Raw genomic sequence first — 10,472 nt, 5'->3', positions numbered from 1 at the left:
CCGGGTCACTAACCGGGTAAAAGTCATGGATAGCGGAGAGCAGGAGTTCGTGCTCGAAGATGAAAGCGGGGAAGAAGTTCATTTGCCCTTTGAACGCAAGAATGGCTTGTACGTCTGTGAGCTGTCATGCCGATTGGTTACTCCCCATCTGACGAATGCCGTACGCAAACTGTTTGCGGCTTTTAAGGGATCAGGTAAAGTGAATCGGATTTATCGCGGCTTTACGATGAGCTACGACTACCATGCGGGAACGGTGCATCGAATTACGCAAGTCGCCGGGAACGACAGCATTGTCATTTATGAGTACAAGAATACGGCAGGCGAACTGCAGCGTCTCTTTAACAGCAATGAAGCAGAGAAAGAGATCGAATCCATCCAGCATCATATCAACGTGCTTCTGGACCAGCGGATTGCAGCAGGGAATGATAAACTGATTACGAAGACGATAGACGAAAGGCTGCGACGGTTTAATCAGCGCCTGTTCGTGCTTGAAGCTTAGGGAGGGCTGCCCCGCAAGGGGCGGCTTTTTTTATGTGTATTTATCGTTAAAAATTCGGTTCCATGCATGTTTATGTAACATATAGCGGCTGATATTTATTTCATGGGCCGGAGACACCAAGTGGTTCAAATGCACATATATTGAGCTGTAAAATATTTATGGGTTATTTTCGAAAAAGGTGTTGCATTTAAGCGTCATAGATGTTATTTTTAATCTCGTTGAAAAGAAAATAGGAACCAGGATTCACTCAGGACATGTAATGTTGCGAGAGATTATTCCCTCGGGAAGTGAATGACGTAGGTCCTAGCGGATGAAATTTTCAAACATTTTATTCCTAGGAAGGGGGAAACCGGAAGATGGAATACTCAACTTTCGGAAGACACGTTGCTGTTGATACTTGGGGAGTCGATTTTGAACTACTGAACAGTGCAGAATTTTTACAAGCTCAGATGGTGGAAGCCGCTGAAGCATGTGGAGCAACGGTATTGTCCGTCCAATCCAAGCAGTTTGAACCACAAGGTGCGACTGTGCTGGTGTTGCTGTCGGAAAGCCATCTCTCGATTCACACATACCCTGAGAGAGGTTTTGCTGCGATTGACTGTTATACCTGCGGGGAGACAGTAGATCCGCAGTTGGCTATTGACTATCTGGTATCCGCTTTGAAACCTGAAAAATGCTATGCTAAGAAACTCGTGCGCGGACTCGGCGAAATGACCGTGGAAACGCCTGAGATGAAACAGGCTGAGCTCGTTTAATCCAGCCCTCTAAAAAAACGCGTATTCTGATAACCATGGATATTTCCATGGTTATTTATTTTGTGAAGATGGGAAAGTTTCATGAACATTCCATGCCGTCGTTCTCTGAAATGAGATTTCGTAGAAAATAATACGTATATCTAGGGTGTTCTATATCCACAATAGTAAGGTGCGATCGAGAGGAAGGAATGTTCAAGAATGGCATGAAGAAGTATGGGGATTTCATAAACATTTCATAAAATAGACAAGGCTGCTCAGCATACTGTGATATAATGAACAGGGTCAAGGCAGTCCGTTGTGAACGGCAAAACTACTCGGAGAAATAGGCAGGTGAACATGCAATGCACATCGTCGTTGTTGGGTTGAACTATCGCACGGCGCCCGTGGAAGTCAGAGAACGCTTTACATTCTCGGAAGAAGACATGCCTAAGGCGTTAGAGCAGCTTAATTCGACCAAGAGCGTATTGGAGGGCGTCATTGTCGCTACCTGCAACCGTACTGAGATTTATGTTGTGGTAGACCGCCTTCATATGTGCGGCTACTTTATCCGCAGTTTTATGGAACAGTGGTTCGGCATTAATCGTGAAGAATTTACGCAGCACCTCTATATATATGAAGATGAACAAGCTATTTCCCATCTGTTTAAGGTTACCTGCGGTTTGGATTCCATGGTCATTGGAGAGACGCAGATCCTGGGACAGGTGCGCAATGCTTTTTTGACGTCGCAGAAGCATGATGCCACCGGAACTTGGTTCAACATGTTATTCAAGCAGGCCGTTACGCTCGGCAAGCGGGCGCATTCGGAGACATCGATCGGAGAGAGTGCGGTCTCGGTCAGCTATGCAGCGGTGGAGCTGGGTAAACGGATTTTTGGCGCATTTAACGATAAAAAAGTGATGATACTCGGTGCAGGCAAGATGAGCGAGCTTACCGTGAAGCATCTTTATGCCAACGGCGCGGCCGAAGTGATCGTGGCCAACCGCACGCTCGGCCGTGCCGAGGAGCTGGCGCGCAAGTTCAAAGGAACGCCGTGCACCATCGCCGAAGCTAAGAATTTGTTGAATGAAGTCGACATTGTGATTAGCTCCACAGGCTCGAATGAATATGTTCTGAATGCGGAGCGGGTTAAAGAGAGCATGAAGAAACGTCAGTCCCGCCCGTTGTTCATGATTGATATTGCGGTTCCACGGGACATCGATCCGGCGGTTGGGGAACTTTCCAACGTATTCCTGTACGATATCGATGATCTGGAAGGCATTGTGGAAACCAATCTGGAAATGCGCCGGGTGGAAGCAGCGAAAATTGAAGTGATGATTCAAGAGGAGATGGATGCTTTCCACACATGGCTGAAGACGCTCGGTGTCAGACCGGCGATTCGGGCCTTGCAGGAGAAATCGAATGCCATCCATGAAGAAACGATGGAAAGCTTGTTCAACAAGCTGCCGGAGCTGGACGAACGCCAACGGAAAGTCATCCGTCGTTTGACCAAGAGTATCGTCAATCAGATGATGCACGATCCGATCAACCGGATCAAGGAGATGACGGGCGGCAAGCAGGGCGGCGAGGCTTTGGATTATTTTTCACAAATCTTTGCGCTGGAAAGCTTGATCCATGAGAATGAGCAGGAAGCCCGCGGCCGCAACAAGAAAGCAACTGCACCCGTTAAAGCTGAACGGACGAAGAATGCTGTAGATCAGCAGGCAGAAGAGAAGCCGCTTAAGGTGTCTCTGGCCCCAGCCACCCTTTGAGGAGGGTGAGTATAACCCATGCTGTTAAACATAATTTATATCACCGGCATTTGTATCTATGCCCTGAGCCTTCTGTTTTATATCTCGGATTGCATTTCACGCAATTCGGTGGCGAAGCGGATAGGCACAGGGCTTCTTGTCATTACCGCGCTGCTGCAATTCGCGGGCATCGGCATCAGGGCCATGGAGGGCGGACATTTCCACTTCCCGGTATTTACGCTGTTTGATTTCCTGTTCCTGCTGGCCTTTTGCATTTCGATCACTTCGATTGCCCTGGCGTATATGAAACGCTCGGAATTTGCCGTCCTGCTCATAAACCTCGTCGGTTTTTGCGTGATGCTGGTCAATCGTTTGTGGTTCACGGCAGGAGACAATGCATTGTACAGCTGGGAAACGGAACACCGTCTCTTGCTGATTCATATCGCCCTGGCGAGCATCAGCTTCGCCGCTTTGACCGTCGGGGCCGTGTTTGCGGCGATCTACATGTTTCTCCATCGGAAGCTGAAGCACAAGCAGTGGAATGATACGGTCCGCAGGCTGCCGAGTCTGGAGAAGCTGGATGTGTATTCTTATAAAGCGCTGATGGCCGGTACGATTATTCTGGTCATGTCGCTTGTCCTGGCCGTCATGTCGGTGGCCATGGCCGGGCGGTGGACCCTGTTTTTGGATATCAAAGTATTGTCCACGCTGACGGCGCTAGCGATGTATATGGTGTATTTCATCAAACGCCGACTGTGGAGAAGGTCCGGCAGGGAGGCCGCCATATGGGCTTTAATCGGGTATGGATTCATTATATTGAATTTTTTTCTGAATACGTGGTCGGCATTCCACAGTTGGTCAGGAGTGTGACGGCTGATGACGCATGACCATTATGTGCCCGTCCTGCTGAATTGCAGGGGACGTTTATGCTTGATCGTCGGCGGAGGCAAGGTGGCGGAACGCAAAGCGCTCACCCTGCTGAACGCCGGGGCAAGCGTACATATTGTAAGTCCTGTACTAAGAAGCGAGACGCTCCGGCATTTGGCGGGAGAGAAGGCCCTTCAATGGACGGAACGGAAGTACCGGCCAGACGATCTGGCAGGCGCTTTTATGGTCCATGCGGCAACGGATGACGCCAAGCTGAACCTGAAGGTCGCCGAGGACGCCGATCGCCTTGGCGTGCTGGTTAACGTAGCCAGCGACGGCGAGGCCGGTACGTTTATCAATCCGACGGTGCTGCGGCGGGGAAGGCTTATGCTGGCCGTATCCACGTCGGGGGCAGGGCCGATGGCCGCACGCGATATACGCGATGAGCTCGAAGAACGGTTCGGACCGGAGTATGAGGATTATTTGGATTTTTTATACAGCATGCGTTCGATGATCAAGGATGAGGTGAAGTCCGCCGACGCGCGCAGGCGGCTGTTGCAAAAGGCATACCGCATGGATATGCTCGGGGAGATTCGCCGCGGAGGTTATGTGCCGTGGAGTCCGGACAAAATCAAGCAGTGGATTGAGAAGAATCAGGAGGAATGAAGGATGCGCACAATCGTAGTTGGCAGTAGACAAAGTGCTCTGGCACTGACACAGACAGGACAGGTTATCGATGATTTGAAGCGTTTGGCCAAGGAGCACGGATTGGAATATGACTTCGCGGTCAAGAAAATCGTCACCAAGGGCGACCGCATACTGGATGTTACCCTTTCCAAGGTAGGCGGCAAAGGATTGTTTGTCAAAGAAATCGAGCAGGCCATGATAGACGGCGAAATTGACATGGCGGTTCACAGCATGAAGGACATGCCTTCCGTTCTGCCTGAAGGACTGGTTTCCGGGGCGGTGCCCGCAAGAAAAGATCCTCGCGACTGCCTGATCTCCAAAGAAGGGACAACGCTGGATGATCTTCCTCAAGGTGCCAAGGTAGGGACAAGCAGTCTTCGCCGGTCCAGCCAGCTAAAGGCCTATCGGCCTGATCTGCAGATCGATTGGATCAGGGGAAACATCGATTCCCGGATTCGCAAAATGGAGGAAGGCGAGTTTCAGGCCATCATTCTGGCAACAGCCGGCCTGCAGCGCATGGGCTGGGAGGATCGGATCACGTCGTACCTGCCGGTTGAAGTCAGTCTGCCAGCCGTAGGCCAAGGCGCTCTCGGCATTGAGTGCCGTGAAAACGATGAAGAGCTGCTGCATCTGCTCTCTCTTTATAACGATGAAGTAACCGCGCGGACCGTGGCGGCGGAACGCAAGTTTCTAAGCGAGCTGAACGGCGGATGCCAGGTCCCGATCGGGGCTTACGCCGTCATGAAGAATGTGGAGGCAGGAGATTCCCGCGGCGAACAAAACGTTATACAATTAACAGGAATGGTAGGTTCTCCTGACGGCGAAATCGTCTTGAAGGAAAGCGCCGAAGGAACCGACCCTGAAGCGCTCGGAGTGGAAGTGGCTGCAAAGCTGAAAGCTAAAGGAGCGGAGAAGATACTGGCACAAGTTAGGGGTTGAGGGGATGGCAGGCAAGGTTTATCTCGTGGGAGCAGGTCCGGGCGATGCGCGCCTGATTACGATCAAAGGCAAGGAATGCATTGAAAAAGCGGATGTCGTGGTGTATGACCGATTAGCCAGTCCTCGGCTGCTGCGCTGGATGAAACCCGGAGCAGAGAAGGTCTATGTGGGCAAGCTTCCGGATCGGCATACGATGAAACAGGAACAGATCAATCAACTGCTGGTGGATTATGCTTTGGAAGGCAAGACGGTGGTCCGGTTAAAGGGCGGCGATCCCACGATTTTCGGAAGAGTCGGCGAAGAAGCGGAGCTGTTATATCGTCATGGCATCATGTACGAGATCGTCCCGGGGATCACTTCGGCGATCAGCGTGCCGGCTTATGCAGGAATTCCGGTGACGCATCGCGATCATGCCTCATCCTTATCCATCATTACAGGACATGAAAGCCCCGAGAAGCTGGACCGCATGATTCAATGGGATAAGGTGACCCATGCGACGGGGACTTTGATTTTTATGATGGGCGTGGCGAAGATCGGTTATATCAGCCGTCAGCTGATGAAGCATGGAAGGCCTCCGGAAACGCCGGTGGCTTTAATAAGATGGGGAACCCGGGCTGAGCAGGATACGCTGACGGGGACGCTGGCAGATATCGAGGACAAGGTCAAGGCAGCGGATTTTCAGCCGCCTGCCGTCATCGTTGTTGGCGAGGTGGTGCTTCAGCGGGAGCACTTGAAGTGGGCGGAACGGCTGCCCCTGTTCGGCAAAAGGATTCTGGTCACGAGGGCCCGAAGCCAAGCCAGTTCATTGGTATCCCAAATCGAGGAGCTTGGCGGGGAGCCTTATGAGTTTCCCGTCATTGAAACGGTGATGCCCTCAAAGGGCGAGGGGCTTGCCGGAATTCGAGAAGCGCTGGACAAGCTGGGCACGTATGATTGGGTGTTCTTCACCAGCGTAAACGGCGTCGAGTTTTTCTTCCGCCACCTGAAGGAGCATGGACGCGATATTCGCTCCTTGGCCTCGGCACGCATCGTCGCGGTAGGTCCCGCAACAGCCGATGCTCTTGGGAATTACGGTATATCCGCTGAGGTGATCAAGGAGCGTTACCAGGCGGAGGGACTTATCGATGCTTACGGTCCAGAGCTTCAGCCGGGCCAGCGCGTGCTGCTGCCTCGCGGCGATCTCGCGCGCAGATGGCTGCCGGAGAAGCTTATGGAAATGGGACTGCATGTGACGGAAGCCGTGATATACGAGAACGTGCTGTGCGGCGAGGACGATGATGAGCTGCTGAAGTTGCTTCAAGACGGCGGCATTCATGCGGTCACGTTCACCAGTTCTTCAACGGTTACCAATCTGCTGAAAGTGCTGAAGGGGATGGGCGTGGCAGAGCCTGCCCATCTGCTGAAGGAATCGACGATTGCTTGCATCGGACCGCTGACCGCGCAAACCGCGGAGGAAGCCGGACTCCACGTATCTCTCCTCGCTGAGGAAGCGACGGTCGACAGTTTGGTCAAGGCCTTGTGTGTTTGGAACGAGAACGATCCACGCCGTATAACGACGCCATAATATCCTTATCTTTTAATACATGATATAAATTACATCTTATGGAGGTACAACGTCATGAGTTTTCCAATCGTACGCCATCGCCGGCTGCGTCAAAATGCCGGCATTCGCAGCATGGTCCGGGAGACCGTGCTTCATACGGAGGATCTGGTTCAGCCGATCTTCGTTACCTATGGCAGCGGTGTGAAATCCGAAATTTCCTCGATGCCGGGCGTATATCATTTTTCGCTGGATACCTTGAAGGAAGAAGTGGACGAAATCGTAAATCTAGGCATTCCGGCCGTGCTCCTGTTCGGGATTCCTGAGACAAAAGACAGCGTAGGCACGTCTGGTTTCGCGGATGACGGGATCGTCCAAGAGGCCACCCGCCTCATTAAGTCGTGGCATCCCGATCTTCTGGTCATTGCGGACACGTGCCTGTGCGAATTCACCGACCACGGCCACTGCGGCATGGTCCATACCTTCGAGCGTGACGGTCACACCTGCGGCGACGTATTAAACGACGAGTCGCTGGAGCTGCTCGTTCGCACGGCGGTCTCCCAGGCGAAAGCGGGAGCCGATATCATCGCACCTTCCAATATGATGGACGGCTTTGTCCAAGCCATTCGTTCCGGACTCGATGAAGCCGGATTTTATAATGTGCCGATCATGTCATATTCGGTTAAGTACGCTTCGGCTTTTTACGGTCCATTCCGCGAAGCCGCAGACTCCGCTCCGCAGTTCGGCGACCGCAAAACCTATCAAATGGATCCGGCTAACGTAAGGGAAGCGCTCCGCGAGGCGGAGACGGACGTGCTGGAAGGCGCGGATATGCTGATGGTGAAGCCGGCGATGGCTTACCTCGACGTTGTCCGATTGCTGAGAGACCAGTTTGATCTGCCGATCGTCGCTTATAACGTGAGCGGCGAGTATTCCATGATCAAGGCGGCGGCTCAGCAGGGATGGATCAGTGAGCAGGCGATCGTGATGGAGCTGCTGACGGGGATGAAGCGTGCAGGTGCGGACATTATCATTACGTATTTCTCGAAGGATGCGGCACGCTGGATGCGCGGCTAGCAACGATTAACGACTAAAGAGTTAGGAGTGCATAGAATGAGCCAAGATTTGCGAAAAGAAGAGTTGTCGCGTTCTGCTTTCGAAGAAGCGAAGTTATATATCCCGGGCGGCGTCAACAGTCCGGTACGTGCATTTAAATCTGTAGGACTCACGCCGATTTATATCGATCGCGGAGAAGGCAGCCGGGTATACGACATCGACGGCAACAGCTTTATCGATTATGTAGGTTCCTGGGGACCGCTGATTATGGGCCACGCACACCCTGAAGTCGTTGAAGCGCTTCAGGAGACCGCTGCCAAAGGGACCAGCTTCGGCGCGCCAACCCTGCTCGAAACGAAGATGGCGAAGCTCGTGTGCGAGCGCGTGCCGTCGATCGAGGTGGTGCGAATGGTGAATTCCGGCACGGAAGCCACCATGAGTGCCATCCGGCTGGCGCGTGGTTATACCGGACGCAGCAAAATCATCAAATTCGAGGGCTCCTACCACGGTCACGCGGACAGCCTTCTGATCAAGGCGGGATCCGGCATCGCGACACTGGGCCTGCCTGACAGCCCGGGCGTGCCTGAAAGCGTGGCGTCCAACACCATTGCGGTTCCTTACAACGATCTGGAATCGGTACAGCTTGCCTTCGAGCGTTTCGGCGAAGAGATCGCGGCCGTCATCGTTGAGCCGGTGGCAGGGAATATGGGCGTGGTTCCGCCGCAGCCAGGATTCCTGGAAGGCCTGCGCAAGGTCACTTCCGATTATGGGAGCATCCTTATTTTTGACGAGGTGATGACCGGATTCCGGGTAGACCTCAACTGCGCTCAGGGACGTTACGGCGTTACGCCTGACTTGACATGCCTGGGCAAGGTGATCGGCGGCGGGTTGCCGGTCGGCGCATATGGAGGCAAGCGTGAGCTGATGGATCAGATCGCTCCGGCAGGACCGATCTACCAGGCGGGAACGTTAAGCGGAAATCCGCTGGCCATGGCAGCCGGATACACCACCCTGAAGCTGTTGACGCCTGCCGTTTATGAACAGCTGGAGGAACGGGGAGCCCGCCTTCAGGCAGGATTCGAGCAGAGCGCCAAGGAATTCGGCATCCCGCTTACGATCAACCGGATCGGATCCATGGTCTGCCCATTCTTCACGAATACGCCGGTCGTGAATTTCGATACGGCCAAGACGAGTGACCTGGACCGCTTCCGCCGCTATTTTGCGGCGATGGTGCAGGAGGGAGTCAGCGTGCCTCCTTCCCAATTCGAGGGCATGTTCATCTCGGCGGCCCATACGGTGGAAGATATCGATGCTACCATCGAAGCCAATTACAACGCCTTCAAAAGCCTATGAGCTACGGGGGCAGCTGGAGTAAGCGCGGCGAATGGCTCGAGATGACGCCCGGCAAGGCGCTGTTGGGCCAGCCGGATCGGGACGAGGCCGCCGCCAAGTGGCTTCTGGAAACGGTCGGTATGCCCGAGAAGCTGTATCGCAAGCTTCGTCATGAGCAGGGGATACAATGGAGAGGGGACCGGCTTCGGCTGGTCCTTTTTCCTTATCGGGAATACGGCATCGAACCGAGGTGGCAGGAGCTTCAGGTGTTGTACGAGGACGATTTCTGCCTGGTCGTGAACAAACCGGCCGGCATGGCGGTCCATCCGGACAACGAAAGCCGGGAGACAACGCTGAATCATGTCGTGGCCGCCTATTACGAAGCAGAGGGGGTTCACGCGGCAGTCCGGCATATCCATCGGCTGGACAAAGATACGACGGGGCCCGTGCTGTATGCCAAGAACGAATATGCGCAGCTGAAGCTGGACGAGGCCATGCGCGAGAAGAAGATCGTTCGAATGTATGCGGCTATCGTTCAAGGGAGGGTATCGCAGGAGCTGAAGCGAATCGATCTGCCGATCGGCAAGGACCGCTATCACGCAAGCCGCCGGAGGGTTTCATTAACGGGGCAGGCCGCGATCACGCATATTCTCTCAGCCGAAGCTTATCCGAAAGCCAGTCTGCTGCACATTCGCCTTGAAACCGGCCGTACGCATCAGATCCGGGTCCATCTAAGCCATATGGGACATCCGCTTCTGGGGGATGTTTTGTACGGGGGACCAGGGACGTTTGCGCGCCAAGCGCTGCATGGCGAACGCCTGTTGTTCCATCATCCATTTACGGGCGAGAGCATTGACGTGCCGGCACCGTGGCCTCAGGATATGATGGAGTTACGAGAACGAATCATAGAGGGAGCGAACCGATAGGGGATGCTGCAGCGGCCCTGAACGCTTGGTAACTTTCCATGCGCAATTCGCAAAAAAGTCATGCTCTCCTGTTTTCGGCATATAGATAAATTGAGTGGCAAAACTTAGGCTCATGCCGTGATGACAGATCACGGATAGTATATG

The 10,472-nt window shown here is 53.5% G+C and carries 10 protein-coding genes; all 10 read left to right on the top strand.

What is annotated here, in order from left to right:
- On the top strand, positions 1–499 hold a 499-nt coding region (locus HMPREF9412_RS22295; RefSeq protein WP_036673114.1), incomplete at its 5' end, for a hypothetical protein.
- Positions 500–855: 356 nt separating this feature from the next.
- Complete coding sequence (gene speD / locus HMPREF9412_RS22290; RefSeq protein WP_006208786.1) at positions 856–1,254, top strand: adenosylmethionine decarboxylase; 399 nt, start codon at positions 856–858, stop codon at positions 1,252–1,254.
- Positions 1,255–1,595: 341 nt separating this feature from the next.
- Complete coding sequence (gene hemA, locus HMPREF9412_RS22285) at positions 1,596–3,002, top strand: glutamyl-tRNA reductase (RefSeq protein ID WP_009594030.1); 1,407 nt, start codon at positions 1,596–1,598, stop codon at positions 3,000–3,002.
- Between the two features lie 18 nt (positions 3,003–3,020).
- Positions 3,021–3,851 (top strand): cytochrome c biogenesis protein CcsA, encoded by an 831-nt coding sequence (gene ccsA / locus HMPREF9412_RS22280; protein WP_009594011.1) that lies wholly within the window; start codon positions 3,021–3,023, stop codon positions 3,849–3,851.
- A gap of 6 nt (positions 3,852–3,857) precedes the next feature.
- Entirely contained in the window at positions 3,858–4,514 is a 657-nt protein-coding gene (locus tag HMPREF9412_RS22275) for a precorrin-2 dehydrogenase/sirohydrochlorin ferrochelatase family protein (protein WP_009594014.1), read from the top strand.
- A gap of 3 nt (positions 4,515–4,517) precedes the next feature.
- Entirely contained in the window at positions 4,518–5,474 is a 957-nt protein-coding gene (gene hemC / locus HMPREF9412_RS22270) for a hydroxymethylbilane synthase (RefSeq protein ID WP_009594031.1), read from the top strand.
- A 4-nt stretch (positions 5,475–5,478) separates the two neighbouring features.
- Positions 5,479–7,038 carry a uroporphyrinogen-III C-methyltransferase gene (gene cobA / locus HMPREF9412_RS22265; protein ID WP_009594020.1) on the top strand — a complete coding sequence of 520 codons (1,560 nt, stop codon included), beginning with the start codon at positions 5,479–5,481 and terminating at the stop codon, positions 7,036–7,038.
- A gap of 54 nt (positions 7,039–7,092) precedes the next feature.
- Complete coding sequence (gene hemB / locus HMPREF9412_RS22260; protein WP_009594002.1) at positions 7,093–8,091, top strand: porphobilinogen synthase; 999 nt, start codon at positions 7,093–7,095, stop codon at positions 8,089–8,091.
- A gap of 36 nt (positions 8,092–8,127) precedes the next feature.
- Positions 8,128–9,423, top strand: coding sequence for a glutamate-1-semialdehyde 2,1-aminomutase (gene hemL / locus HMPREF9412_RS22255; RefSeq protein ID WP_009594000.1), 1,296 nt, complete (start codon positions 8,128–8,130; stop codon positions 9,421–9,423).
- Positions 9,420–10,328, top strand: coding sequence for an RluA family pseudouridine synthase (locus HMPREF9412_RS22250; protein ID WP_009594025.1), 909 nt, complete (start codon positions 9,420–9,422; stop codon positions 10,326–10,328). Before hemL ends, HMPREF9412_RS22250 begins: the two co-directional genes overlap by 4 nt.
- Positions 10,329–10,472: the final 144 nt, after the last annotated feature.

This window comes from Paenibacillus sp. HGF5 (assembly GCF_000204455.1).
In the GTDB taxonomy this organism is placed as follows: Bacteria; Bacillota; Bacilli; order Paenibacillales; family Paenibacillaceae; genus Paenibacillus_AQ; species Paenibacillus_AQ lautus_A.
Note: the sequence above shows the minus strand (reverse complement) of the source record. Positions and strands in the feature narration are given on the sequence as shown.

Excerpts from the sequence above, each read along its gene's own strand:
- speD (WP_006208786.1), top strand. The coding sequence starts at position 856 with ATGGAATACTCAACTTTCGGAAGACACGTTGCTGTTGATACTTGGGGA.
- hemA (WP_009594030.1), top strand. The coding sequence starts at position 1,596 with ATGCACATCGTCGTTGTTGGGTTGAACTATCGCACGGCGCCCGTGGAA.
- ccsA (WP_009594011.1), top strand. The coding sequence starts at position 3,021 with ATGCTGTTAAACATAATTTATATCACCGGCATTTGTATCTATGCCCTG.
- HMPREF9412_RS22275 (WP_009594014.1), top strand. The coding sequence starts at position 3,858 with ATGACGCATGACCATTATGTGCCCGTCCTGCTGAATTGCAGGGGACGT.
- hemC (WP_009594031.1), top strand. The coding sequence starts at position 4,518 with ATGCGCACAATCGTAGTTGGCAGTAGACAAAGTGCTCTGGCACTGACA.
- cobA (WP_009594020.1), top strand. The coding sequence starts at position 5,479 with ATGGCAGGCAAGGTTTATCTCGTGGGAGCAGGTCCGGGCGATGCGCGC.
- hemB (WP_009594002.1), top strand. The coding sequence starts at position 7,093 with ATGAGTTTTCCAATCGTACGCCATCGCCGGCTGCGTCAAAATGCCGGC.
- hemL (WP_009594000.1), top strand. The coding sequence starts at position 8,128 with ATGAGCCAAGATTTGCGAAAAGAAGAGTTGTCGCGTTCTGCTTTCGAA.
- HMPREF9412_RS22250 (WP_009594025.1), top strand. The coding sequence starts at position 9,420 with ATGAGCTACGGGGGCAGCTGGAGTAAGCGCGGCGAATGGCTCGAGATG.